The 25,249-nt window shown below is 52.3% G+C and carries 22 protein-coding genes; 17 read left to right on the forward strand and 5 right to left on the reverse strand.

Translation table 11 applies throughout. From position 1 onward, the window contains the following. Nucleotides 1–73: 73 nt before the first annotated feature. The 6 genes from aspS (at nucleotide 74) to ruvB (ending at nucleotide 5,549) form a co-directional block, all read left to right on the forward strand. Entirely contained in the window at nucleotides 74–1,867 is a 1,794-nt protein-coding gene (gene aspS, locus GW590_RS07455) for an aspartate--tRNA ligase (protein WP_169402379.1), read from the forward strand. Then, nucleotides 1,867–2,304 (forward strand): dihydroneopterin triphosphate diphosphatase, encoded by a 438-nt coding sequence (gene nudB, locus GW590_RS07460; RefSeq protein ID WP_169402380.1) that lies wholly within the window; start codon nucleotides 1,867–1,869, stop codon nucleotides 2,302–2,304. Before aspS ends, nudB begins: the two co-directional genes overlap by 1 nt. A 96-nt stretch (nucleotides 2,305–2,400) precedes the next feature. Next, nucleotides 2,401–3,144 (forward strand): YebC/PmpR family DNA-binding transcriptional regulator, encoded by a 744-nt coding sequence (locus GW590_RS07465; RefSeq protein ID WP_169402381.1) that lies wholly within the window; start codon nucleotides 2,401–2,403, stop codon nucleotides 3,142–3,144. Between the two features lie 150 nt (nucleotides 3,145–3,294). Further along, the gene (gene ruvC / locus GW590_RS07470) at nucleotides 3,295–3,816 is read left to right on the forward strand and encodes a crossover junction endodeoxyribonuclease RuvC (RefSeq protein WP_169402382.1); all 522 of its coding nucleotides are present in this window, start codon (nucleotides 3,295–3,297) and stop codon (nucleotides 3,814–3,816) included. A gap of 105 nt (nucleotides 3,817–3,921) precedes the next feature. Next, entirely contained in the window at nucleotides 3,922–4,536 is a 615-nt protein-coding gene (gene ruvA, locus GW590_RS07475; protein ID WP_169402383.1) for a Holliday junction branch migration protein RuvA, read from the forward strand. Nucleotides 4,537–4,544: 8 nt separating this feature from the next. Then, a complete protein-coding gene (gene ruvB / locus GW590_RS07480) occupies nucleotides 4,545–5,549 on the forward strand; it encodes a Holliday junction branch migration DNA helicase RuvB (protein WP_169402384.1) in 1,005 nt (334 codons plus the stop codon). A 60-nt stretch (nucleotides 5,550–5,609) separates the two neighbouring features. On the opposite strand, the gene znuB is transcribed toward ruvB, so the two are convergent. Beyond that, nucleotides 5,610–6,395: a zinc ABC transporter permease subunit ZnuB gene (gene znuB, locus GW590_RS07485; protein WP_169402385.1), complete on the reverse strand. Its 786-nt coding sequence runs from the start codon at nucleotides 6,393–6,395 to the stop codon at nucleotides 5,610–5,612. Then, the gene (gene znuC / locus GW590_RS07490; RefSeq protein ID WP_169402386.1) at nucleotides 6,395–7,150 is read right to left on the reverse strand and encodes a zinc ABC transporter ATP-binding protein ZnuC; all 756 of its coding nucleotides are present in this window, start codon (nucleotides 7,148–7,150) and stop codon (nucleotides 6,395–6,397) included. Before znuC ends, znuB begins: the two co-directional genes overlap by 1 nt. A 178-nt stretch (nucleotides 7,151–7,328) precedes the next feature. Here znuC and znuA point away from each other — a divergent pair, with 178 nt between their 5' ends. The 3 genes from znuA to lpxM all read left to right on the forward strand — a co-directional run bounded on the left by znuA (nucleotide 7,329) and on the right by lpxM (nucleotide 10,742). Next, nucleotides 7,329–8,255: a zinc ABC transporter substrate-binding protein ZnuA gene (gene znuA / locus GW590_RS07495; RefSeq protein WP_408014915.1), complete on the forward strand. Its 927-nt coding sequence runs from the start codon at nucleotides 7,329–7,331 to the stop codon at nucleotides 8,253–8,255. 20 nt (nucleotides 8,256–8,275) lie between these two features. Continuing rightward, the gene (mepM, locus tag GW590_RS07500; RefSeq protein ID WP_169402388.1) at nucleotides 8,276–9,628 is read left to right on the forward strand and encodes a murein DD-endopeptidase MepM; all 1,353 of its coding nucleotides are present in this window, start codon (nucleotides 8,276–8,278) and stop codon (nucleotides 9,626–9,628) included. A gap of 142 nt (nucleotides 9,629–9,770) precedes the next feature. Beyond that, the gene (lpxM, locus tag GW590_RS07505; RefSeq protein ID WP_169402389.1) at nucleotides 9,771–10,742 is read left to right on the forward strand and encodes a lauroyl-Kdo(2)-lipid IV(A) myristoyltransferase; all 972 of its coding nucleotides are present in this window, start codon (nucleotides 9,771–9,773) and stop codon (nucleotides 10,740–10,742) included. Between the two features lie 782 nt (nucleotides 10,743–11,524). Here the strand turns inward: lpxM and pyk are convergent. Next, on the reverse strand, nucleotides 11,525–12,967 hold the full coding sequence (gene pyk, locus GW590_RS07510; RefSeq protein ID WP_169402390.1) for a pyruvate kinase: 1,443 nt from the start codon (nucleotides 12,965–12,967) through the stop codon (nucleotides 11,525–11,527). A 267-nt stretch (nucleotides 12,968–13,234) separates the two neighbouring features. After that, nucleotides 13,235–14,104 (reverse strand): MurR/RpiR family transcriptional regulator, encoded by an 870-nt coding sequence (locus GW590_RS07515; protein WP_169402525.1) that lies wholly within the window; start codon nucleotides 14,102–14,104, stop codon nucleotides 13,235–13,237. A gap of 477 nt (nucleotides 14,105–14,581) precedes the next feature. Here GW590_RS07515 and zwf point away from each other — a divergent pair, with 477 nt between their 5' ends. The 3 genes from zwf (at nucleotide 14,582) to GW590_RS07530 (ending at nucleotide 17,605) form a co-directional block, all read left to right on the forward strand. Further along, nucleotides 14,582–16,057: a glucose-6-phosphate dehydrogenase gene (zwf, locus tag GW590_RS07520; RefSeq protein WP_169402391.1), complete on the forward strand. Its 1,476-nt coding sequence runs from the start codon at nucleotides 14,582–14,584 to the stop codon at nucleotides 16,055–16,057. A 42-nt stretch (nucleotides 16,058–16,099) separates the two neighbouring features. Further along, nucleotides 16,100–16,795, forward strand: coding sequence for a 6-phosphogluconolactonase (gene pgl, locus GW590_RS07525; RefSeq protein ID WP_169402392.1), 696 nt, complete (start codon nucleotides 16,100–16,102; stop codon nucleotides 16,793–16,795). Between the two features lie 168 nt (nucleotides 16,796–16,963). Beyond that, on the forward strand, nucleotides 16,964–17,605 hold the full coding sequence (locus GW590_RS07530; RefSeq protein ID WP_169402393.1) for a bifunctional 4-hydroxy-2-oxoglutarate aldolase/2-dehydro-3-deoxy-phosphogluconate aldolase: 642 nt from the start codon (nucleotides 16,964–16,966) through the stop codon (nucleotides 17,603–17,605). Nucleotides 17,606–17,697: 92 nt separating this feature from the next. Here the strand turns inward: GW590_RS07530 and GW590_RS07535 are convergent, their stop codons facing one another. Next, complete coding sequence (locus GW590_RS07535) at nucleotides 17,698–18,042, reverse strand: RidA family protein (protein WP_169402394.1); 345 nt, start codon at nucleotides 18,040–18,042, stop codon at nucleotides 17,698–17,700. Nucleotides 18,043–18,215: 173 nt separating this feature from the next. On the opposite strand from GW590_RS07535, the gene GW590_RS07540 reads away from it, so the two are divergent. The 5 genes from GW590_RS07540 (at nucleotide 18,216) to rnd (ending at nucleotide 25,221) form a co-directional block, all read left to right on the forward strand. After that, nucleotides 18,216–20,132, forward strand: coding sequence for an ATP-dependent DNA helicase (locus GW590_RS07540; protein ID WP_169402395.1), 1,917 nt, complete (start codon nucleotides 18,216–18,218; stop codon nucleotides 20,130–20,132). Between the two features lie 157 nt (nucleotides 20,133–20,289). Continuing rightward, a complete protein-coding gene (gene tsaB, locus GW590_RS07545) occupies nucleotides 20,290–21,006 on the forward strand; it encodes a tRNA (adenosine(37)-N6)-threonylcarbamoyltransferase complex dimerization subunit type 1 TsaB (protein WP_169402396.1) in 717 nt (238 codons plus the stop codon). 59 nt (nucleotides 21,007–21,065) lie between these two features. Next, nucleotides 21,066–21,674, forward strand: coding sequence for a Slp family lipoprotein (locus tag GW590_RS07550; RefSeq protein ID WP_169402397.1), 609 nt, complete (start codon nucleotides 21,066–21,068; stop codon nucleotides 21,672–21,674). Nucleotides 21,675–22,237: 563 nt separating this feature from the next. Continuing rightward, on the forward strand, nucleotides 22,238–23,938 hold the full coding sequence (fadD, locus tag GW590_RS07555; protein ID WP_169402398.1) for a long-chain-fatty-acid--CoA ligase FadD: 1,701 nt from the start codon (nucleotides 22,238–22,240) through the stop codon (nucleotides 23,936–23,938). Between the two features lie 161 nt (nucleotides 23,939–24,099). Continuing rightward, the gene (rnd, locus tag GW590_RS07560; RefSeq protein WP_169402399.1) at nucleotides 24,100–25,221 is read left to right on the forward strand and encodes a ribonuclease D; all 1,122 of its coding nucleotides are present in this window, start codon (nucleotides 24,100–24,102) and stop codon (nucleotides 25,219–25,221) included. The last annotated feature ends 28 nt before the right edge of the window (nucleotides 25,222–25,249 follow it).

Raw genomic sequence — 25,249 nt, forward strand, 5'->3', positions numbered from 1 at the left:
TTTATAATGTCCCCCTTTTTTCGACCCATATTAATCCGCGTCTCGCAGGTAGTGAGCGCAAAGGGATACCGTTATGCGTACTGAATATTGTGGCAAGCTGAATTCGTCCAACGTTGGTCAGGAAGTGACTTTATGCGGTTGGGTTAACCGTCGTCGCGATCTGGGTGGTTTGATCTTTATTGACCTGCGTGACCGTGAAGGCATTGTGCAGGTGTTTTTCGACCCGGACCAAAGTGTAGCGTATGAGTTGGCATCAGAACTGCGTAATGAGTTTTGTGTGCAGCTGACCGGTATCGTGCGTGCGCGTCCTGAAAACCAGTTCAATAAAGATATGGCTACCGGTGAAGTCGAAGTTTTTGCCAGCGCGCTGAACATTATCAATCGTTCAGAACCTTTGCCGCTGGACTCTAACCAGACCAATACCGAAGAAGCACGTCTGAAATATCGCTATCTGGACCTGCGTCGTCCGGAAATGGCCAATCGTCTGAAAGCTCGCGCACGTATCACCAGCTTTGTGCGTCGTTTTATGGATGGCCATGATTTCCTCGATATCGAAACGCCAATGCTGACCAAAGCCACGCCGGAAGGGGCCCGTGACTATCTGGTACCAAGCCGCGTACATAAAGGAAAATTCTACGCGCTGCCGCAGTCTCCCCAGTTGTTTAAACAGCTGCTGATGATGTCCGGCTTTGATCGTTACTACCAAATCGTCAAATGTTTCCGCGACGAAGACTTGCGTGCTGACCGCCAGCCTGAATTTACCCAGATCGACGTTGAAACCTCCTTTATGAGCGCAGAACAAGTGCGTGAAATTATGGAGAAGCTGGCGCGCGAACTGTGGCAGGAAGTGAAAGGCGTCGATCTTGGTGCTTTCCCGGTAATGACCTTTGCCGAAGCCATGCGTCGCTATGGTTCTGACAAGCCGGACCTGCGTAACCCAATGGAGTTGGTTGACGTTGCCGATCTGTTCAAAACCATCGAATTTAAAGTCTTTGCCGATCCGGCCAACGATCCTAAAGGCCGCGTGGCTGCGCTACGTGTGCCTGGCGGTGCCCAGTTAAGCCGCAAGCAGATTGACGAGTACGCCAAATTTATCGAGATTTATGGTGCCAAAGGTCTGGCCTATATCAAGGTCAATGACCTGAGCAAGGGAATGGAAGGGATCCAGAGCCCGGTCGCCAAATTCCTCAACGCCGATCTGCTGAGCGCACTGGTTACCCGCACTCAGGCCCAAGACGGCGATATGATTTTCTTTGGCGCTGCCAGTGCTAAAATTGTTACCGATGCGATGGGCGCTCTGCGTCTGAAAGTGGGTCGCGATCTGAAAATCACCCAGGAAGCCTCCTGGGCTCCGCTGTGGGTTATTGACTTCCCGATGTTCGAAGATACCGACGACGGTGGTCTGACTGCCATGCACCATCCGTTTACGGCACCAAAAGAGATGAACGCCGAACAACTGACTGCCAACCCGACCTCGGCTATCGCCAATGCCTACGATATGGTGATCAACGGTTATGAAGTCGGTGGCGGCTCTGTGCGTATTCACCGTGGTGAAATGCAGCAGGCGGTGTTCAGCATTCTCGGCATTAACGAACATGAACAGCGCGAAAAATTTGGCTTCCTGCTCGATGCCCTGAAATATGGTACGCCACCGCATGCCGGTCTGGCCTTTGGTCTTGACCGTCTGGTGATGTTGTTGACCGGAACCGATAATATTCGTGACGTTATCGCCTTCCCTAAAACCACGGCGGCAGCCTGTCTGATGACCGAAGCACCAAGTTTTGCCAATCCGGCGTCGTTGCAAGAGCTGAGCATTAGCGTTATTGCCAAAAAAGCGACGCCTGACACAGAATCAGAGAATAACTAATGAGCTATAAGCGTCCTGAGTCGATACTGGTTGTCATCTATGCCAGCAACAACGGCCGGGTGCTGATGCTTCAGCGGCGTGACGACACGGAATTCTGGCAGTCGGTAACCGGCAGTCTCGAAGACGGGGAGTCACCCGCGCAAACTGCGCAGCGTGAAGTGCTGGAAGAAGTCGGCATCGATATTGCCGGTGAAAATCTGGTGCTGCAGGATTGCCAGCGCTGCGTAGAGTTTGAGCTTTTTGCGCACTTGCGCTATCGCTATGCGCCCGGTGTCACCTGGAACAAAGAGCATTGGTTTGCGCTGGCGTTGCCTGAAGAACGCGAGGTTGTTCTTACGGAGCATCATGCCTATCGGTGGTTGGACAAAGCGGCAGCAGCGGCTTTTACCAAGTCACCGAGCAATCAACAGGCAATTGAAGAATTTGTTACTTATTAGGTCTGTACCGAGGCATGCGCATTGACGGATGCAGGATACATGACTATTGATTATCTAAAGATGAGCTCAGCCTGTTAAGGCTTATGGAGATTTTTTATGGCAGGTCACAGTAAGTGGGCCAACACGAAACACCGCAAAGCAGCACAGGATTCCAAACGCGGTAAGATTTTTACTAAAATCATTCGCGAGCTGGTGACTGCTGCGAGACTGGGCGGTGGCGATCAGGCTTCTAACCCGCGTTTGCGTGCCGCGATTGACAAAGCGCTGTCAAACAACATGACGCGCGATACCCTTAATCGTGCCATTGCTCGCGGCGTTGGTGGCGATGAAGACACCAATATGGAAACCATCATTTATGAAGGCTACGGCCCGGGTGGCACAGCTGTCATGGTGGAATGTCTGAGTGATAACCGTAACCGTACCGTGGCCGAAGTCCGTCATGCCTTTAATAAAACCGGTGGCAATCTCGGTACCGATGGTTCCGTTGCCTACCTGTTTACCAAAAAAGGGGTACTGACTTTTGCTCCTGGACAGGATGAAGACGTGATTATGGAAGCGGCATTGGAAGCCGGTGCTGACGATATCGTGACTTATGACGACGGTGCTATTGATGTCTATACCGCCTGGGAAATTCTTGGCGATGTCAAAGATGCGCTTACGGCAGCAGGTTTTGTCGCCGATGATGCCGAAGTCAGCATGATCCCGGCTACCAAAACCGATATGGATGCAGAGAACGCTCCTAAACTGCTGCGTCTGATCGATATGCTGGAAGATTGTGATGACGTTCAGGAGGTTTACCACAACGGTGAAATCTCCGATGAGATTGCAGAAACCCTGTAATTTTCTTCTCAGCCGGGAACGCGACAAGCGCGCGTTTCCGGCTGGCCTGATGGACACCCTCAGTCCGGTTTGTATTTTTTCCCAAATCACGACAAACTTGCCAGCAGAACTCTTTCTTTGCGTTATAACAAGACAAGGTGTTGATAGGCTATGGCTATAATTCTGGGGATTGACCCCGGTTCACGCGTTACCGGCTATGGCATTATTCGCCAACAGGGAAGGCAACTCAGCTATCTCGGCAGTGGCTGTATCCGTACGGTGGTAGATGATATGCCGGGACGGTTAAAACTTATTTATGCCGGTGTCACCGAAATTATTACCCAGTTTCAACCGGATTTTTTCGCTATTGAATCGGTATTTATGGCCAAAAATGCCGACTCGGCGTTAAAGCTGGGCCAGGCGCGCGGTGCCGCCATCGTTGCTGCCGTCAATCAGGATCTCCCGGTGTTTGAATACGCCGCGCGTCAGGTTAAACAGACCGTGGTCGGTACCGGTGCGGCAGAAAAAAGCCAGGTGCAGCATATGGTGCGCTCATTGCTCAAGCTGCCAGCCAACCCGCAGTCCGATGCCGCCGATGCGCTGGCTATTGCCATTACCCATTGTCATATCAGCCAAAATGCCATTCGCTTAAGCGTTGATAAACTGCAATTGGCTCGCGGCAGGTTGCGATAATTAAGACTGGATATCTATCCAGCTCTTTTCTATGATATAAACCATAAAATTTATCAGTCCCTGCGTCCGCCGGATGGCGGGGTAAATCCCGAAAGGAAGGTAACTGTGATAGGTCGTCTCAGAGGCGTTATTCTGGAAAAACAGCCACCCCTGGTGCTGTTGGAAACCAACGGTGTGGGCTATGAAGTTCATATGCCAATGACCTGTTTTTATGAGTTACCAGAGCTGGGACAAGAGGCGATTATTTTTACTCAGTTTATCGTCCGCGAAGATGCCCAGCTACTGTTTGGTTTTAATGATAAACAGGAGCGGGCGCTGTTTCGTGAACTGATTAAAGTGAATGGCGTGGGACCAAAACTGGCGCTGGCCATCCTCTCCGGCATGTCGGCGCAGCAGTTTGTCAGCGCCGTCGAAAAAGAAGAAGTGACCACGCTTATCAAGTTGCCGGGCGTTGGCAAAAAAACTGCCGAACGTCTGGTGGTCGAAATGAAAGACCGCTTCAAGGGTCTCAATGGTGATCTGTTTAATAGTCCGACGGATATCACCCTGCCAGCCTCGGCGAGCAAAATCAAAGAGACTGATGCCGAAGGCGAAGCAGTGGCAGCATTGATTTCCCTGGGCTACAAGCCGCCGGAAGCCAGCCGGATGATCAGTAAAATCGCCAAACCGGGCGCAGAGTGCGAAACATTGATTAGAGAAGCGCTGCGCGCGGCTCTGTGAGGTAACAGATGATAGAAGCTGACCGTCTTATTTCTGCCGTTGTCACCGGTGAAGAAGAAGTTATCGACAGAGCGATCCGCCCTAAGTTGCTGTCCGAATATGTCGGGCAGCCGCATGTGCGTTCGCAGATGGAGATCTTTATTCAGGCGGCCAAACAGCGCGGCGATGCGCTGGATCACCTGCTGATTTTTGGTCCTCCCGGTCTGGGTAAAACCACGCTGGCCAATATCGTAGCCAATGAAATGGGGGTGAATTTACGTACCACTTCTGGCCCGGTGTTGGAGAAGGCCGGAGATTTGGCAGCGATGCTCACCAATCTTGAGCCTCACGATGTACTGTTTATCGATGAGATCCATCGTTTGTCACCGGTGGTGGAAGAAGTTCTCTATCCGGCGATGGAGGACTATCAACTGGATATCATGATTGGCGAAGGGCCGGCGGCGCGTTCCATTAAACTGGATCTGCCGCCCTTTACTCTGGTCGGTGCCACCACCCGTGCCGGATCCCTGACTTCACCGCTACGCGACCGCTTTGGTATTGTGCAACGCCTGGAGTTTTATCAGGTAGCCGATTTGCAGCATATCGTTGGTCGCAGTGCCTTATGTCTGGGGCTGCAATTATCGACAGAGGGGGCACATCAAATTGCCCGACGGTCGCGCGGCACGCCGCGTATTGCCAACCGCTTGCTGCGTCGGGTGCGCGACTTTGCCGAAGTGAAGGGCGATGGCACCATTAACGCCGACGTGGCCAATGGCGCCCTGGATATGCTCGACGTCGACGCCGAAGGTTTTGATTATATGGACCGCAAACTGCTGCTGGCAATTATTGATAAGTTCAGCGGTGGGCCGGTGGGCCTCGATAACCTGGCAGCGGCTATTGGCGAGGAGCGAGAAACCATCGAAGATGTGATTGAGCCTTTCCTGATCCAGCAGGGCTTTATACAGCGAACCCCCCGTGGTCGTATGGCTACCAACCATGCCTATAAACATTTTGGCTTGAACCGACCGGAATAAACTTTCCGCTGCTACCCGGTCCAGGTTAAGCCGGGCAGCAGCGGAAGGGATTGTGTTTTTTCAGGCGAGCTGTTTTTTCCACAGGCTGAACATAAACATCAGCGCCGCGCACAGCACCACCGAAGGGCCGGCGGGGGTATCATAGAATGCCGAAAGCCCCAGTCCGCCAGTAATGGCGATCATGCCGCTGCAAGTGGCGACCACCGCCATCTGTTCCGGGGATTTGGCAAAACGGCGAGCGGTAGCCGCCGGGATAATCAGTAACGAGGTAATGATCAGAGCGCCGACAAATTTCATTGCCAGGCCGATGGTCAGAGCGGTAACCAGCATCAGAATAATGCGTGAGCGTTGCAGATTGACGCCATCAACATGCGCCAGTTCTGGGCTGATGGTCATTGATAGCAGATTTCGCCATTGCCAGCACAGTACCGCAATCACCACCGCGACACCGACAGCAATCATCCAGATATCGCTGAGCGTTACCGACAGCAAATCACCAAACAGGTAGGCCATCAGATCCACCCGCACTCCGGACATCAGGCTTACCACCACCAGACCCAGTGACAGGGCGCTGTGTGCCATGATACCCAACAGCGTATCAACCGGCAGATGCGGTTTGCGCTCCAGTAGCACCAGGAGCAGGGCCAGTAACAGTGTCACCGCAATCACCGCATAGAAGGGATTGATATTGAGCAGCAGGCCAAAGGCTACGCCCAATAACGACGCATGAGCCAGGGTATCGCCAAAGTACGACATACGACGCCAGACCACAAAAGACCCCAAAGGCCCAGCCGCGCTGGCCAGCAGCATGCCCGCCAGCCAGCCCGGAAGCAGCAGTTCGAGCATCAGTCGCGTCCTCCGGTGTGGCGCAAGATAATCTTGCCTTGTAAATCATGGCGATGATTATGGCGATGACGATAAATTGCCAGTTGTTCTGCACCGCGGGTGCCAAACATGGCAATAAATTCCGGATGGCTGGACACCACCTCCGGCGAGCCAGAGCAGCAAATATGTTGATTCAGGCACAATACCTCATCGGTTTTGGCCATCACCAGATGCAAATCGTGGGAGACCATTAACACCGCACACCCCATTTCGGCGCGCAGTTTGTCGATAAGATCATACAGCGCGACCTGACCATTGACATCGACACCCTGGGTTGGCTCGTCAAGCACCAAGAGCTGAGGGGCGTTCAGCAGGGCGCGGGCCAGCAGAACGCGCTGGTTTTCACCGCCGGAAAGCTTTTGCATTGGCTGATCGACCAGATGCCCGGCCTGCACGCGTTTTAGCGCCGGCAGAATATCTTGTCGTTTGACACCGGGTTTCAGACGCATAAAACGGCCGACGGTCAGTGGCAGGGTGGCGTCGAGATAAAGTTTTTGCGGAACATAGCCAATTTTCAAGTCGGGGATCTGCCAGCATGTACCGCGAGTGGGCGCCACAAGGCCCAGTACCACACGTACCAGCGTTGACTTTCCTGCACCATTGGGTCCCAACAGGGTCAGAATTTTTCCGCCCTGTAGCGACAGGGAGATATCTGAAAGTACCTGGCGATTGCCAAAAGTTACAGAGATATTTTTCAGTGAAGCGAGAATGGACATATTCAGTTACGTCTTGCAGAACAAATCGGATGTTATAATATTGCGTTTTCGTCAAAATAACCATGAAACCCGTCTAAAAACTGATTGAGTGCGAAAATTTAACTTGAACATAGATGCCGCCCGCTGGCACAAAGTCTGAAAAACAGGCTTAACAACGATAAAAATGAGTAAGCCTATTATGAAACTGAAAAAATCTTTGTTGCTGAATTCCCTTGTTGCGCTGTCTTTACTGGGGGGACTGGTCAATGCCAATGCTGCCGTATTGACCTCCGTGCGACCTTTGGGGTTTATCGCCGCCGCCATTGCTGACGGTGTCACGCCAACAGAGGTATTGCTTCCTGACGGCGCGTCGCCCCATGACTATGCGTTGCGACCTTCCGATCTCAAGAGCATGCGCAGCGCCGATCTGCTGGTGTGGGTGGGGCCGGATCTGGAAGGTTTTATGAGCAAATCGGTAGCCCAGTTGCCACCGAACCGGGTGGTGGAAATAGGTGCCCTGGCGGGGGTAAAACCGTTGCTGTTGGCGGGGGAAGACGACGATGAACATGATATCCATGGGGCGAATGCATCAGGTGATGCCCATCATCATGGACAATATAATATGCATCTCTGGATGTCACCGGTGATAGCCAAACAGGCTGCTGAGGCGATTTATGGCAAATTATTGGAACTAATGCCTAAAAAGAAAGACCAATTAGACGCTAACCTGCGTCAGTTTGAAGAAGGATTGACAAAAACTGACATAAAGCTTGGTAAGATGCTGCAACCTGTTCAGGGGAAGGGATATTTCGTTTTTCATGATGCCTATGGCTACTTTGAAAAACATTATGGGTTGTCGCCATTGGGCCACTTCACCATCAATCCCGAAATCCAGCCTGGTGCACAGCGACTACATCAAATTCGAACACAGTTGGTTGAGCAAAAAGCGGTATGCGTTTTTGCTGAGCCACAATTCAGGCCAGCCGTAATTAATGCTGTTGCCCAGGGAACAACAGTGCGGATGGGCACATTGGATCCGCTGGGGAGCGGGATCGCACTGACCAGGGACAGTTATGTGAACTTCCTGTCACATCTGACTTCTCAGTACGTAGGCTGCCTGGAGTAAGCTAATAAGGACAGTACCAAGTGCAGCTCATTGCCCGATCCATTGCTCTGGCCTACAACAATCTACCCAGACCCCACCGCGTGATGTTGGGGTCCCTGACAATCATCACCTTGGCCATCGCCGTTTGGCGGCCTGTGGCTCATCACGACAGCGAAGACGATTACCCGGAAAAATCCATCGTAAAGAAAATCCAGCTAGACAGCCAACAGGCCAGTTCATCGCTACCCGAACAGGCCAATTCGCTGCTGCCGGAAGCCAGCGAACCCCTCGACCAGCCCCCGCCTGCTGCCGATATTCCGCAAGATGAACTCGATGACAAAACCGAGAACGAGCAGGGTATCCACGAATATGTGGTTTCTACCGGCGATACGCTCAGCAGTATTCTCAATCAGTTCGGCATTGATATGGCGGATATCAGCACTCTGGCCGCGCAAAACAGCGAATTACGCAGCCTGAAAGTAGGGCAGCAGCTCTCCTGGACGGTCAATGATGAGGGCGAGTTGCAACGGTTGACCTGGGAAAAATCGCGACGCGAAACGGCCACTTACGATCGCACTGACCAGGGCTTTAAAGCCTCCATGCAAACCATGGCCGGCGAATGGCAAGATCAGGTGCTTAAAGGCACCCTTGATGGCAGTTTTGTCAGCAGTGCCAAAGCAGCCGGTTTGACCAATGCCGAAATTGGCGCGGTGGTTAAGGCGTTACAGTGGCAGTTGGATTTTAAAAAGCTGCGCAAAGGCGACCAGTTTTCGGTATTGATGTCTCGAGAAGTATTGAACGGTAAAAATGAACAAAGCCAACTTGCCGGGGTGCGTTTACGCAGCGGCGGCAGGGATTACTATGCCATTCGTGCCGAAGACGGCAAATTTTACGATCGCGCAGGCAGCGGACTGGCGCGCGGCTTTCTGCGTTTTCCTACGCTACGTCAGTATCGCGTCTCCTCAAACTTCAATCCGCGTCGACTTAACCCGGTTTCCGGGCGTATTGCGCCGCATCGCGGAGTCGATTTTGCCGTACCCATGCGTACCCCGGTGCTGGCGGTGGGGGACGGTGAAGTGGTGGTGGTCAATAACGGCGGCAATGCTGGCACTTATGTCGCTTTACGCCACGGGCGGCAATATACGACACGCTATATGCACCTAAGCAAGGCGCTGGTGAAAACGGGGCAAAAAGTGAAACGCGGCGAACGTATTGCCCTGTCGGGTAATAGTGGCCGCTCAACCGGGCCTCATCTGCACTATGAAATCTGGATCAACAACGTGGCGGTAAATCCGCTTACTGCGAAGATGCCACGCTCCGAAGGCCTAAACGGTAGCGATCTTAAGCAGTATCTGGCTACAGTGCGTCAAATTATGCCGCAGCTTACCCTCTGACGCCTGAGACCAGACGTAACTCTTCTGGTTGAATGTTATCGCCCGCACACTGTGGGCAATAACTTGTATTGCAAAATAATTCGCTGCACTTATCATTGAGCGATTGATTTTTATAATTAGTATTTAAGTTATGAGTTAACGCATGCAATCAGAAAAAAATCCGCAGGACATGTTTATACCGCATTTCCAGAAAGCCTTTTATCATCCTCGCTATTGGGGGGTCTGGTTGGGCGTGGGGGCAATGGCGGCAATGGCTTATGTCCCACCGGCGCTGCGTGACCCGTTTTTAGGCGGGCTGGGTCGACTGGCCGGGAAATTGGCCAAAGGGGCTCGTCGCCGTGCCCGCATTAATCTGCTTTACTGCCTGCCTGAGTTGTCACTGGCCGAACGTGAAAAAATCATCGACGATATGTTTGCCGCTGCGCCGCAGTCCATGGTGTTGATGGCGGAATTGGCCTGTCGCGGTTCTGCAAAAGTCCTGGAGCGTGTCACCTGGCACAACAAGGAAATTGTCAATGAGCTGCATGCGCAGGAAAAGAATATTATTTTCCTTGTCCCCCACGGTTGGGCGCTGGATATTCCCGCTATGCTGATGGCTGCCGAGGGGCATCCGATGGCCGCCATGTTTCATAACCAAAAAAACCTGCTGACCGATTATTTATGGAACCGCGTTCGTCTGCGCTTTGGCGGGCGTATGCATGCTCGTAATGACGGCATCAAGCCATTTATCAGCTCAGTGCGCCAGGGCTATTGGGGATACTACCTGCCGGATGAAGATCACGGTGCCGAACACAGCGAATTTGTTGATTTCTTTGCCACGTATAAAGCGACTTTACCGGCAATTGGACGGCTGATGAAAGTCTGCCGTGCAGAAATTGTACCGCTGTTTCCGGTTTATAACGGCACGACCCATCGTCTGGATATTTTTATTCGCCCACCGATGTATGATCTGCCGACGGCCGATGATGCCACTATTGCCCGGCGGATGAATGAAGAGGTGGAGTTATTGGTAGCGCCTAATCCCGAGCAGTACACCTGGATCCTCAAGCTGCTGAAAACCCGCAGGCCGGGAGAGCAAGAACCTTATACCCGCGATGAGCTTTTCCCCAAATAAACGTTAGCCGCCTGACAGGATGGGAAACTATCTGCTTAAGCGCAATGGGGATATAAAAACCCCCATTGCGTCGCAGTATTTCTGTTTTTTTAAGGTGTTACCTACAGTTTCTGCGATTTCCTGAGCCCAAAATTATTTGTTTTCCACGGAAATAGTCATGCTTTTCTTTGTGGTAATTACTGGTCAATTTTGTATCTACGAGTCAAATCAAAATTTGCTTTTGGAGTTCCTTCTTTTCTTGCTTTATTGCTAGCAGCCTCTTTTTTGCTTTGATTGTAAGGTTAATCAATCAATACAAGGGTATTTCATTGCCTTAAACATAAAAATTGTTAATATATCAAGGCTGATAATACTTCTATAAAAATGGGATTAAAATTATGTGGAAAGTTTCGATTGTTTTCTCCGTTATAGGTTTTATACAAGGTGTGATCATGGTCTGGGCTGCAAATGGCGCCCCTCAACAAGCAGCTGGGGCTGCAATGGGTATTGCGTGGGCTGTTATACCATATTGCATTTGCAGAGCAATTCAGCAGTTAAAACCACGCGAGGTGATAGTTAAACAAGAAATAGTGAAGTAAGCTTGAAGTATTTATTGCGGCAATAAAGTTTTCACGTCGATGAATAGCTGTAGACCAAATAAACTGCTATTAAATTGGAGTACAGCAGGCCTAGGCGCTTGAGTGATAGATTTAACCTAGTGTTACCACTAATTCAGTATCGTTAGTTCAAAAAATTTAGCGGAAAATACCAAAAGATATTTTCCGCTAGTATCCTATTTAATGTTATTCCACGCGCATAACCCGGCTGGTATTGGTGGTACCGGTGGTGCTCATTACGTCGCCCTGAGTGACGATCACCAGATCGCCAGACAGCAGATAACCCTTGTCACGCAGCAAATTCACCGCGTCTACCGCGACCGCCACACCATCATTGATGATGTCAAAGAATACCGGGGTCACGCCACGGTACAGCGCCGTCAGATTCAGGGTGTGCTCATGGCGAGACATGGCGAAAATCGGTAAGCCCGAGCTGATACGTGACATCATCAGCGCGGTTCTGCCAGATTCGGTCAGGGAGATAATAGCGGTAACCCCTTTCAGGTGGTTGGCCGCATACATTGAAGACATGGCAATGGTTTCTTCAATATTATCAAACTCAATATCCAGACGGTGCTTGGAAACGTTGATGCTCGGGATCTTCTCTGCGCCCAGACAGACGCGGGCCATGGCAGCCACGGTTTCAGCCGGATATTGACCTGCTGCTGTTTCAGCGGAGAGCATCACGGCGTCGGTGCCATCCAATACCGCGTTGGCCACGTCCATGACTTCGGCGCGGGTTGGCATTGGATTGGTGATCATCGACTCCATCATTTGCGTTGCGGTGATCACTGCGCGGTTAAGTTGACGGGCACGGCGGATCAGTTTCTTCTGAATACCCACCAGTTCCGGGTCGCCAATTTCTACGCCCAGATCGCCACGGGCCACCATCACCACATCGGAGGCGAGAATAATATCGTCCATGGCGGCATCTGAGGCCACCGCTTCAGCACGCTCCACTTTGGAGACAATCTTGGCATGACAGCCGGCATCGCGAGCCAGACGTCGCGCATAATTCAGGTCTTCACCGGTACGCGGGAAAGAGACTGCCAGGTAATCAACGCCGATTTTGGCCGCGGTAATGATATCGGCTTTATCTTTTTCGGTCAGCGCTTCAGCAGAGAGACCGCCGCCTAACTTATTGATGCCTTTATTGTTGGAAAGGGGACCGCCAACGGTGACTTCTGTAAAGACTTTCATGCCCTGAACTTCGAGAACTTTCAGTTGCACGCGCCCATCGTCGAGTAGCAATACATCGCCGGGAACCACGTCAGCAGGCAGGCCTTTATAGTCGATACCCACTTTCTCTTTATCGCCTTCCCCTTTGCTCATATTGGCATCAAGCAGGAATTTATCGCCGATATTGAGGAAGACTTTACCTTCCTTAAAGGTGGAGACACGAATTTTAGGGCCCTGCAGATCGCCAAGAATAGCGACGTGACGTCCGAGTTTTGCTGCAATTTCGCGCACTTTATCGGCACGGATCTGGTGATCCTCGGCAGTACCGTGTGAGAAATTGAGGCGGACGACGTTGGCACCTGCCGCAATAATCTTTTCGAGATTATTATCGCGATCAGTTGCCGGGCCGAGGGTGGTGACAATTTTGGTTCTTCTGAGCCGTCTGGACATGCCTTACTCCGTTGACTTGTGAAGCATTGGTGCTGAAAACCCGAATAACAATATACCCTCCCTATCAATGGTTCAGGGTATAGCGAATGCTGATTGTAATTTTAATACAAAAATAATGCATTCGTGCGACAGAGGGCTTGTTATTCCGGCAATTTTATCGGCCTTGCGCAATTGGAGTAAAATTACACCCGCTGCGCAATGGTTGATTCCTTTTTTAACAACACTGTAACAAACGTGACAGTATAAAACATCCGTTTACTGACGGATTTATTCAAACCGTGAGGGTGTAGAAACCTCTTTATCAAAGCGCGATTCTTTTAACGATTCTTTGACGCGCTTCAGGTTATCTCTGAATTTTGCCCCGCGGCGTAAAGTAAAACCGGTGGCCAGCACATCAATCAGCGTCAGTTGTGCCAGGCGGGAGATCATCGGCATATAGACATCGGTATCTTCCGGAACATCCAGCAGCAACGACAGGCTTGCTTCCTGATCCAGCGGGCTATTGTGCGAGGTGATGGCAATAACGGTGGCATCGTTTTCACGGGCAAGGTGAGCAAGCTCAACCAGGCTTTTTGTGCGGCCGGTGTGCGAAATCAGCACCACGACATCCCCTTCGCCCGAATTCATACAGCTCATGCGCTGCATTACGATATCATCAAAGTAGATCACCGGGATGTTGAAGCGGAAGAACTTGTTCATGGCATCATGCGCCACTGCCGCAGAAGCGCCAAGGCCAAAGAAAGATATTTTCTTGGCCTGCGTCAGCAAATCGACCGCGCGATTTACCGCCGTCATATCCAGGGTGTTTTTGACCTGCTCCAGGCTGGCGAGCACAGATTCAAAGATTTTAGTGCTGTAGGCCTCAACGCTGTCAGTTTCTTCGACGTTGCGGTTTACGTACGGCGTTCCATTAGCCAGACTTTGGGCAAGCTGCAATTTAAAGTCGGGAAAACCTTTGGTTTCAAGACGGCGGCAAAACCGATTGACCGTAGGTTCACTGACATCGGCCATTTTGGCCAGTGTCGCGATACTTGAATGGATGGCAGTCTGCGGTGAAGCAAGGATAACTTCAGCAACCTTTCTTTCCGATCGGCTAAGGATATCCAAAAAGCTGAGAATTTTATCCAGCGTGTTCATGGGTGACCACTCAATAGGTTTCATCGATTTCAACGAAAAGGAGAAATCATGTCAGTTTGATGAAAATATACTACGACTCTGAACCAGGTGGCAGCGGCAATATGACCAAATTCAGGCTTTTTTAATCAGAGTATGAGCCAGATCTAAGTTTCAGTATGGTAATTAAGGTACATATTCGTTATAAAATTACATCCCGGGTCGATGACAAGTCGTCCTGGTTGGCAAATATGACAAAATATGTGGTTTTTATTCATATATTAATGGCATAGATCTTGGTTTACTGACTCCGCCTGTTCAGAGTACATTGTTGCTGAAACGCGAAAATTGTTGAAATAAAATTACAATCTGTACCTAACGTCATAAAACCGTGGCGCGGCAGACCCGAGAAACATGCGGGGCACCTTGCGCTGAGCGACTATTGCTCACGCCGAGGCGGTTTTCATAACAACAGGTATATCCTGCTCTAAGGAGAAGAACATGGCGGTAAACCAACCAGCCCAGGCGTGTGACCTGGTAATTTTCGGTGCTAAAGGCGACCTTGCACGCCGCAAGCTGTTACCTTCCCTGTATCAGCTGGAAAAAGCTGGGCATATTCACGACGACACCAAGATCATTGGCGTTGGCCGCGCGGAATGGGATAAAGCGGCTTATACCGACGTGGTAAAAGAAGCGCTGACCACCTTTATGAAAGAGAAGCTGGATCCTGAACTGTGGGACAAGCTCAGCGCTCGCCTGGAATTTTGTAATCTTGATGTTAATGATATCAAGCATTTCAGCCGTTTAGGCAAAATGCTGGATGTGAAAAATCGCACCACCATCAACTACTTCGCCATGCCGCCGAGCACTTTTGCTGCTATCTGTAAAGGTCTGGGCGAAGCGGGGCTGAATAAAGAGCCCGCTCGCGTTGTGATGGAAAAACCATTGGGTACCGATCTGGCTTCTTCCCGTGAAATCAACGACGGCGTCGCCGAGTATTTCAACGAAAGCCAGGTCTACCGCATTGACCACTATCTGGGTAAAGAGACAGTTCTTAATCTTTTGGCCCTGCGCTTTGCCAACAACCTGTTCGCTTCCAACTGGGATAATCGCACTATCGATCATGTGCAGATCACGGTGGCAGAAGAAGTGGGCATTGAGGGTCGTTGGGGCTATTTCGATAAAGCCGGTCAGATGCGTGACATGATCCAGAACCATCTGCTGCAAATTCTGACCATGATTGCCATGTCGCCTCCTGCGGATTTGAGTACCGACCGCATTCGTGACGAAAAAGTCAAAGTATTGCGTTCACTGCGTCGTATCGATCAGACCAACGTCCGTGAAACTACGGTGCGCGGTCAGTACACTGCCGGGTTTGTCCAGGGCAAGAAGGTACCGGGTTATCTCGAAGAAGAAGGCGCCAACAAAAGCAGCAATACCGAAACTTTTGTCTCTATTCGCGTTGATATCGATAACTGGCAGTGGGCCGGGGTACCGTTCTATCTGCGTACCGGCAAGCGTCTGCCAACCAAATGTTCAGAAGTGGTGGTCTACTTCAAGAGCCCGGCGCTTAATCTGTTCCGCGACTCTTACCAACAGTTGCCGCAGAACAAACTGACCATTCGTTTACAGCCGGATGAAGGTATCGAAATCCAGGTGCTGAACAAAGTGCCAGGGCTGGAGCATAAACACCGTCTGCAAACCACCAAACTGGACCTGAGTTTCTCCGAGACCTTTAACGAGGAACATATTGCCGATGCCTATGAGCGTCTGCTGCTGGAAACCATGCGCGGTATTCAGGCGCTGTTTGTCCGCCGCGACGAAGTCGAAGAAGCGTGGAAATGGGTTGATGGCATTATGGATGCCTGGTCAGCAGAAAACGAAGCGCCTAAGCCTTATCAGTCGGGTACCTGGGGACCTGTTGCTTCTGTGGCGATGATCACTCGTGATGGCCGTTCATGGAATGAGTTCGGTTAAGCCAGAGTCGACTCACTGACAGTCAGTATCAAGGGGCAACAGATGGCTAATTTCGTCGAGTTTTCCGGTACGGCGGTGTTGAATCAAAACCTGGCTGGCAAAATTGCCGATGCCCTGCGCGAGGCGATCACGCTGCGCGGGCAGGCCAGCCTGATTGTTTCCGGCGGGCGAACGCCGCTTGAATTGTTCAGATACCTGGCGCGTCAGCAGTTGGACTGGCGTTGCGTGATGATCACCTTGAGCGATGAGCGTTGGGTGGCGAGCGACAACGGCTCCAGTAACGAAAAAATGGTGCGTAATAGCCTGTTGCAAGGCGAGGTGGCGAAAGCCACCTTTATTGCCCTCAAAAACCCCGCTGGCTCTGCCAGCGCGGGGCAGGCGGCTATCGAACAGGCATTATCCACCTTACCCTTGCCGGCAGATGTCACCTTGCTGGGCATGGGCGATGACGGGCATATTGCCTCACTGTTTCCTGGCAGTGCCAATCTGGCGCTGGCGCTGGATCTGCACTCGGGCAAGCGTTGTATGGCCATTACGCCATTAACGGCACCCCTGGAGCGCATCACCCTGACGCTGCCAGTGTTGTTAAACAGTCAGCGCATTTATTTATTGCTGGCCGGTGAAAGCAAGCGCGAAGTGTACGATCGCGCAGTAAAAGGCACTGACCAGAATGAGATGCCCGTCAGGGCAATACTGAATCAGCAGCAGACGCCGGTCGAGGTTTACTGGACCGCTTAACCGCTGAAAATAGTCATCTGTTGCTGGTCAACGGATGGCGGGGATAGACCGGCCAGTCAGGCTAAAGGGTATGATCGGTAAACGTCGAGCTGAGCGAGCTTTCAGGCCCAATGGCAGGAGTGCGCCATTAATCACAATCAATGCCTGCGGGCATGAATGGAGACAAAGATGAACAACTGGAAAACAAGCGCAGAACAGATACTGACCTCAGGTCCGGTCGTTCCAGTGATTGTTATTAACAAACTGGAACACGCTGTACCTTTGGCCAAAGCGCTGGTTGCCGGGGGCGTTCGCGTGCTCGAAGTGACACTGCGTACCGCCTGTGCGTTAGAGGCAATCAGAGCCATTGCCAAAGAAGTACCAGAAGCCATTATTGGTGCCGGTACTGTGCTTAACCCGGAACAGTTGCAGCAGGTTACGGAAGCTGGTGCTCAATTCGCCATCAGCCCGGGTCTGACCGACGCGCTGTTGGCCGCGGCCAATGCCGGGACTATCCCGTTGATCCCGGGTATCAGCACCGTATCTGAACTGATGCAAGGCCTGGCTGCCGGCCTGCGTGAATTCAAATTCTTCCCGGCTGAAGCCAACGGTGGCGTTAAAGCGTTACAAGCCATCGCCGGACCTTTCTCTCAGGTTCGTTTCTGCCCTACCGGTGGGATTACCCCGGCCAATTACCGTGATTATCTGGCGCTGAAAAGCGTGCTTTGTATTGGTGGTTCCTGGTTGGTTCCGGCAGATGCCTTGGAAAAAGGTGATTACCAGCGTATTACCGATCTGGCCCGCGAAGCGGTTGCCGGTGCCAAAGCCTGATTGATGGCCTAAGCAATAAAGCCTCCCCGGCAATGGTGGAGGCTTTTTTTTTTGCGCTGAAAACCGCGCCGTTGGTCTGTTATTGCCAGATACTACAGCGCGGCAATAATCTTAATTTCAATTTTATAGCGCGGATTCATCAGCTTGGCTTGCACCGTACAGCGCACTGGTGCATTACCCGGTGATACCCAGGCATCCCAGGCTTCGTTCATCGCCTGGAAATCGTTGCCATCAACCAGAAACAGGGTTGCGTCGAGGATTTTGCTTTTATGCGATCCTACTTCTTCCAGGGCGGCGTCGATGATCGCCAGCGTTTCAGTGGTTTGATCTTTGGCATTGGCGTCGAGGTTTTCCGGGACGCTGGTGTAATACACCGTGCCGTTATGGATCACGATATCTGACATACGTGGCTCGGGTCTGATACGTTGAATGGTCATAAAATATGCTCCTGAAGGTCGCTGACGAATGATGGCGCACAGGGTAGCATATTGCCAGCGGGCAAGGGAGCGAGCCGGTTGAACGCCTGGGACTCACCCTGATCAGAAAGATGGTGGTAGCGGAGGGCAAGGATTGGCATAATCAGCGCTAATTCTTATATTTTGGGCATAGTGTGATAGACGATTTCGCAACAGACGGCGCACTGGCGCAAAAAATTGAGGGTTTCAAACCCCGTGAACCCCAGCGTCTGATGGCGAATGCCGTTGCTCTGGCGATCAGCAATAAGCAGGGATTGGTGGTTGAGGCCGGTACGGGAACCGGTAAAACTTATGCCTATCTGGCTCCGGCTCTGCGCTCGGGGAAAAAGGTGATTATTTCCACCGGCTCCAAGGCATTGCAGGACCAGTTGTATGCCCGCGATCTGCCCAAAGTGGCCAGCGCATTGAAATTCAAGGGCAAGCTGGCGTTGTTGAAAGGGCGCTCCAACTATCTTTGTCTGGAACGTCTTGACCAGCAGTCGTTAGCCGGTGGTGAACTGGCCAGCCAGTCGCTCAGCGATTTGGCGCACTTGCGTCACTGGGCCTCAATAACCGACGAAGGGGATATCAGTACCTGCACGGTAGTGGCCGAAGACAGCTACGTCTGGCCGCTGGTTACCAGTACCAATGATAATTGCCTTGGCAGCGATTGCCCGCTGTACAAAGAGTGCTTTGTGGTCAAGGCGCGGCGCAAAGCGATGGATGCCGACGTAGTGGTGGTCAATCATCATCTGTTTATGGCCGATATGGTGGTAAAAGAGAGTGGTTTTGGCGAGTTGATCCCCACCGCCGAGGTGATGATTTTTGATGAAGCCCATCAAATTCCCGATATTGCCAGCCAGTATTTCGGCCAGCAACTCTCCAGCAGACAACTGCTCGATCTGGCAAAAGATATCACTATTGCCTACCGCACCGAAGTGCGCGACTCCGCCCAGTTGCAAAAAAGCGCCGACCGCCTGAGTCAGAGCGCGCAGGATTTCCGTCTGGCGCTGGGCGAGCCGGGCTTTCGCGGTAATCTGCGTGATGTGCTGGTGGATAACAGCATCCAGCGCGCGCTGGTGCTGCTCGATGATGCCCTGGAACTGTGTTACGACGTGATGAAGCTTTCGCTGGGGCGCTCGGCGTTGCTGGATGCGGCATTTGAACGCGCTACGCTGTATCGCAACCGTCTGAAGCGTCTTAAGGACGTCAATATTGCCGGTTACAGCTACTGGTATGAATGCAACGCCCGCCATTTCTTGCTGGCGCTGACGCCGCTGTCAGTCACCGATAAATTTCGTGAGTTGATGGCCGATAAGCCAGGGGCATGGATTTTTACCTCCGCTACGCTGTCGGTCAACGACAAACTCGAACATTTCACCCTGCGTCTTGGACTGGACCAGGCGGAAACCTTGCTGCTGGCCAGTCCGTTCGATTATGCCCATCAGGCGTTGTTATGCGTGCCGCGCTACCTGCCTTCCCCCAATGAGCGCGGCGGTTCGCGTCAACTGGCGCGTATGCTGCGGCCGCTGATCGAAGCCAACAAAGGCCGCTGCTTCTTTCTTTGTACCTCCCATCAGATGATGCGTGAACTGGCCGAAGAGTTTCGCGCCAGCCTGACGCTGCCGGTACTGCTGCAGGGGGAAACCAGCAAAGGTCAGCTATTGGCACAGTTTGTCGAAGCGGGCAATGCCTTGCTGGTGGCAACCAGCAGCTTTTGGGAGGGGGTGGATGTGCGCGGCCAGACGCTCTCCTGCGTAATTATCGATAAACTGCCCTTTACCTCGCCGGACGATCCGCTGCTTAAAGCGCGCATTGAGGATTGTCGCCTGCGTGGCGGCGATCCCTTTAACGAGGTACAACTGCCGGATGCAGTGATCACCCTTAAACAAGGGGTGGGGCGGTTGATCCGTGATACCGATGATCGCGGTGTGATGGTGATTTGTGATAATCGCCTGGTGATGCGCCCTTATGGCGAGGTGTTCTTGAACAGTCTACCGCCGACGCCGCGGACCCGCTCGCTGCAACAGGCGATCGATTTTCTGCAAAGCTCTCCGCCCGACCCGGAGTAGCTCGCCAGACAATCCGCGCCCGGCCAGCGGAAAGATCGGCTGCGGGCGCTGCTTTTTGCAGGGAAAGCGACGTGGGCTGTGCTATGATCGGCAAATACCCGCTAAAATCTTTTGGGTATCAACATGGTCCCTATTTTTATCCCGCCTGAGGTTTGGCATGTCCACGCGAATTTTGGCAATTGATACGGCAACCGAAGCCTGTTCAGTTGCGTTGTATACCCGGTCTTCGTCTAGCGACAATGGCGAAACGCTGGCTTATTTTGAACTCTGCGCCCGTGAGCACACGCAACGTATCCTTCCTATGGTTCAGCAGATCCTGGCACAAGCGGGATTGACCCTCAATCAGCTTGATGCGCTGGCTTTTGGCCGTGGTCCGGGAAGTTTTACCGGAGTGCGCATTGGTATTGGTATGGCCCAAGGCCTGGCCTTCGGTGCCGATTTGCCGCTACTGCCTATTTCCACGCTCCAGACTATGGCCCAGGGCGCTTACCGGCAAACCGGTGCACAGCGCGTTCTGGCTGCCATTGATGCGCGTATGGGGGAAGTCTATTGGGGCGAATATACCCGCGATACCCAGGGCGAGTGGCAGGGTGAAGCTTCGGAAGCGGTGCTTAAGCCGGAGCAACTCATCGAACGCAGTGCGGCACTGAGTGGCCGCTGGGCAACCGTGGGCACCGGCTGGGTTACCTATCCGCAGTTGCTGGGTTCAACTGCCGTTGAGCTGGTTGATGGCAAAATGCTGCTGCCACAGGCGGAAGATATGCTGCCGCTGGCCCTTGCCGCCTGGGATCGTGGCGTCAGAGTAAGTGCCGAACAGGCTGAGCCGACTTATTTACGTAATGAGGTCACCTGGAAAAAGCTTCCTGGCCGCTAAGCCGGGCACTTGTGCCGGAATATGCTGTCGAAAAAGATAATGTAGCTGGGGGAGTTTCCATGCGTAAGATATTGACGACTAAAAAGAGTCTGGCCTTTGCTGTTGGCCTGGGGGCGCTGCTGCTGTCTGGCTGCGTGACGGTGCCTGAGTCGATCCGTGGCACCACCGAAACGCCGCAGATGAATCTGGTCGCCGTACAGGGCGCACCACAAATTTATGTCGGTCAGGAAGCACGCTTTGGTGGCCGTGTGGTTGCGGTAACCAACGATAAAAATCGTACGCGTCTTGAAATCGCGGTTGTGCCGCTTGATTCAAGTGCCGCACCTATTCTGGGACAACCTTCTGTAGGCCGCATTGCTGCCTATTACCACGGTTTCCTGGATCCGGTTGATTTTAAAAACCAGCTGGTTACCGTCGTCGGGCCGATTAGCGGTTCGGAAAACGGCACCATTGGTAACAGCGATTACCGCTATGTGACGGTTAACGTCAACAGCTACAAGCGCTGGCGTGAGGTCAAAGAGGTGGTGATGCCACCTCAACCCATGGGACCATGGGGTTGGGGATACGGAGGCCCTTATGATCCACGTTGGGGGCGAGGGTTTGGCCCGGAGTGGGGCGGCTGGAATGATGCCGGCCCGGCACGGGTCGAGACCGTCGTCACGGAATAGTCCACCGCCACCGGCTGTGCAGACAGTACCAGCGGGCAGGGCACCGGTGTCGCACCCGCCGGATCATCCGCGGCTACCGCCGCCATCGGTAAAAAAATAGTTGTCGCAAGTTATCCTGGCCTCGGATTGATGGATATCAATTTGGGGCCTTGTTATTTCTATTGCCGTTAGGTTTAGGTAGGTTGCGGCAATTTATGGGGGCAACGTAACCGAGGATTCAACTGCAAAATGTTGTAAGTGAGTTTGATGACCAAGTCGTCTTGATGATCGAGATACCCGGGCATAGCACACCCAGGGGCGCTCCGGCGGGCAAGCCCGCTACGACCCCAACGGTGCACTCTCCCTAATAACGGACTTTGTCAGCAGTCTGAAGTAACTCTATTTGGCAGCGTTGTCTGTCTTTTTTACTGGGCCGCTATGGAAAGCGGAAAAAATTAGTGACCAGCCTCTCAACCTAAGCATTGTTTAAAACTTAGCTGGTAAGATGAGTTAAAATATTGTTAAGCGCAGGGTAAAACTGCGTGATTGAGTGTGCACTGGATAATGATATCAGGAGTAATACCTTGGAAAAGGTCTGGCTAAAACGTTACCCGGCAGATGTTCCCGAGAACATCGACCCCAATCGCTACAGCTCGCTGGTTGAGATGTTTGAGAACGCGGCTCTGCGCTACGCAGACAGCCCGGCGTTTATCAATATGGGCGAGGTGATGACCTTTCGCAAGCTTGAAGAGCGCAGCCGGGCGTTTGCCGCTTATCTGCAAAATGAGCTTGGACTGAAAAAAGGCGATCGCGTGGCGCTGATGATGCCCAATCTGTTGCAATACCCTATTGCGCTGTTTGGCGTATTACGTGCAGGAATGGTGGTGGTGAACGTCAATCCGCTATATACCCCGCGTGAACTGGAACATCAATTAAATGACAGCGCGGCCAGCGCTATTGTGATTGTCTCCAATTTTGCCCATACCCTGGAAAAAATTGTTTATAACACCCAGGTCAAGCATGTGATCCTGACGCGGATGGGCGACCAGCTTTCGCCAGCCAAAGCTACGCTGGTAAATTTTGTCGTCAAATATATCAAACGTCTGGTACCCAAATACCATCTGCCCAATGCCATCTCATTTCGTAGCGTGATCCAGCTGGGACGGCGCATGCAGTACGTCAAACCCGATGTGATCAACGATGATTTGGCCTTTCTGCAATATACCGGCGGTACCACCGGCGTGGCCAAAGGCGCCATGCTGACCCATCGCAATATGCAGGCTAATCTGGAGCAGGCCAAAGCCGCCTATGCACCGCTGCTGCGACCTGGGCAAGAGCTGATTGTTACCGCACTGCCGCTCTATCATATCTTTGCCTTGACGGTGAACTGCCTGCTGTTTATCGAACTGGGCGGGCGCAGTCTGCTGATCACCAATCCACGGGATATCCCCGGATTTGTCAAAGAGTTGGCGCGCTACCCCTTTACTGCAATAAGCGGCGTCAATACGTTGTTTAACGCCATGCTCAATAATGCGGATTTCCACAAACTCGATTTCTCTACTCTGCGGCTGTCGGTGGGTGGCGGCATGTCGGTGCAGAAGTCCGTGGCGGATAAATGGGAACAACTGACAGGCAAGCATCTGCTGGAGGGCTATGGCCTGACCGAATGCTCGCCGCTGGTAGCCGGGAATCCCTACGATCTCAAACATTACAGTGGCAGCATTGGTTTGCCGGTACCCTCCACCGAGATCCGTTTGGTGGATGATGCCGGGCGGGATGTGCCCTGGGGACAGCCGGGCGAGCTGTTGGTCAAGGGGCCACAGGTGATGCTCGGTTACTGGCAGCGTCCCGAGGCGACGGATGAAGTATTAAAAGATGGCTGGCTCTCCACCGGAGATATTGTTACCGTGGATGAACAAGGCTTTTTGCGCATTGTCGATCGCAAAAAAGACATGATCCTGGTGTCCGGATTCAATGTTTATCCTAATGAAATTGAAGAAGTGGTATCACAACATGCCAAGGTGCTGGAAGTTGCGGCTATTGGCGTGCCGAGCCACTCTTCCGGTGAGAAAGTAAAAATCTGCGTAGTGAAAAAGGATCCGTCATTAACCGCCGACGAACTGCTTGACCACTGTCGGCGTAATCTGACCGGCTACAAAGTACCGAAAATCATTGAGTTTCGCGACGAGTTGCCCAAGTCAAATGTGGGCAAAATCCTGCGCCGTGAGTTGCGCGAGCAGCAAGACCGACCAAAAGCACGCGACGACGCACAGAACGCTGCTTAATGTCATCGTGCTATTTTCGCGGGTCATGTTTTAACGCCGGACTATGTCCGGCGTTTTCACGTTATAATGCACGCTATGCGAAGCAGTAATACTTATCCTTCTTATGTCCGGCGGCTGAGCTCTGGCCGACTCGGTTTCTAACAGTGAAAAGAGAAAACGCTTTGAATTATCAGTTGATCGTTAGCAATGAAGATCTGGCAACCGTTTGTCAGCAGGCGCAGCAATTCCCACAGGTTGCCCTGGATACCGAATTTGTCAGAACCCGTACTTACTATCCGCAGTTGGGGCTTATCCAACTCTTTGATGGTGAAACCCTGACGCTGATCGATCCTTTACCCATCACCGCCTGGCAGCCCTTTATCGATTTGCTGACCAACACCAATGTGGTCAAGTTTCTACATGCTGGCAGTGAAGATCTTGAAGTTTTTCTTAATGCGTTCGGGGTGATGCCGACGCCATTAATCGACAGTCAAATCCTGGCGGCATTTAGCGGACGTCCATTATCCTGCGGCTTTGCCCGGCTGGTGGCAGAAACGACGCAGATTGAACTGGATAAAAGTGAGTCGCGCACCGACTGGATGGCCAGACCCCTGACACAAAAGCAGTGCGATTATGCCGCCGCTGATGTGCTTTATCTGTTGCCGCTTGCTCGTCAACTTGAGCAGGAAACCCGCGATGCTGGCTGGATGGATGCTGCGCTGGATGAATGCCTGGCGCTGTGCCGACGCCGTAGCGAAATCTTGCAGCCTGAACTGGCCTATCTGGAGATTGGCAACGCCTGGCAATTGCGTCCCCGTCAACTCGCTTGCCTGCAAAAACTGGCCTCATGGCGTTTGACTCAGGCACGTCAGCGCGATTTGGCGGTGAACTTTGTGGTGCGTGAAGAAAACCTGTTGCAGGTTGCTCGCTACCAGCCGACCTCACTGGGTGAGTTGGAATCATTGGGATTGAGCGGTCCGGAAATTCGCTATCATGGACGTACGCTGTTGGCTCTGGTGGCCGAAGCCGAAGCGCTGGAAGAGTCCGCTTTGCCGGCACCGCTGGCAAATCTTATCGACCGCCCGGGTTACAAAAAGGTGTTTAAAGATATCAAGGCGTTGATTCAGACAGTGAGCGAAGAAACAGGTTTGAGCGTGGAACTGCTGGCTTCACGTCGGCAAATTAACCAGGTATTGAACTGGCATTGGCAACTGAAAAGCAAAGAACAGCCGCCGGAGTTGGTCAGTGGTTGGCGCGGTGAGTTACTGGCGGACCGTCTGTCGGCTATCCTGCAACAATATTAACAGCGAACAACCTGCGGGTTTTACAGGC

The organism is Rouxiella aceris, assembly GCF_012933545.1.
GTDB lineage: Bacteria > Pseudomonadota > Gammaproteobacteria > Enterobacterales > Enterobacteriaceae > Rouxiella > Rouxiella aceris.

Bases quoted from the DNA above. Each gene is read 5' to 3' on its own strand.
- GW590_RS07465 (WP_169402381.1), top strand. From the start codon at position 2,401: ATGGCAGGTCACAGTAAGTGGGCCAACACGAAACACCGCAAAGCAGCA.
- ruvC (WP_169402382.1), top strand. From the start codon at position 3,295: ATGGCTATAATTCTGGGGATTGACCCCGGTTCACGCGTTACCGGCTAT.
- aspS (WP_169402379.1), top strand. From the start codon at position 74: ATGCGTACTGAATATTGTGGCAAGCTGAATTCGTCCAACGTTGGTCAG.
- lpxM (WP_169402389.1), top strand. From the start codon at position 9,771: ATGCAATCAGAAAAAAATCCGCAGGACATGTTTATACCGCATTTCCAG.
- znuC (WP_169402386.1), bottom strand. From the start codon at position 7,150: ATGTCCATTCTCGCTTCACTGAAAAATATCTCTGTAACTTTTGGCAAT.
- pyk (WP_169402390.1), bottom strand. From the start codon at position 12,967: ATGTCCAGACGGCTCAGAAGAACCAAAATTGTCACCACCCTCGGCCCG.
- nudB (WP_169402380.1), top strand. From the start codon at position 1,867: ATGAGCTATAAGCGTCCTGAGTCGATACTGGTTGTCATCTATGCCAGC.
- GW590_RS07530 (WP_169402393.1), top strand. From the start codon at position 16,964: ATGAACAACTGGAAAACAAGCGCAGAACAGATACTGACCTCAGGTCCG.
- tsaB (WP_169402396.1), top strand. From the start codon at position 20,290: ATGTCCACGCGAATTTTGGCAATTGATACGGCAACCGAAGCCTGTTCA.
- znuA (WP_408014915.1), top strand. From the start codon at position 7,329: ATGAAACTGAAAAAATCTTTGTTGCTGAATTCCCTTGTTGCGCTGTCT.
- GW590_RS07550 (WP_169402397.1), top strand. From the start codon at position 21,066: ATGCGTAAGATATTGACGACTAAAAAGAGTCTGGCCTTTGCTGTTGGC.
- GW590_RS07535 (WP_169402394.1), bottom strand. From the start codon at position 18,042: ATGACCATTCAACGTATCAGACCCGAGCCACGTATGTCAGATATCGTG.
- znuB (WP_169402385.1), bottom strand. From the start codon at position 6,395: ATGCTCGAACTGCTGCTTCCGGGCTGGCTGGCGGGCATGCTGCTGGCC.
- GW590_RS07515 (WP_169402525.1), bottom strand. From the start codon at position 14,104: ATGAACACGCTGGATAAAATTCTCAGCTTTTTGGATATCCTTAGCCGA.
- pgl (WP_169402392.1), top strand. From the start codon at position 16,100: ATGGCTAATTTCGTCGAGTTTTCCGGTACGGCGGTGTTGAATCAAAAC.
- zwf (WP_169402391.1), top strand. From the start codon at position 14,582: ATGGCGGTAAACCAACCAGCCCAGGCGTGTGACCTGGTAATTTTCGGT.
- ruvB (WP_169402384.1), top strand. From the start codon at position 4,545: ATGATAGAAGCTGACCGTCTTATTTCTGCCGTTGTCACCGGTGAAGAA.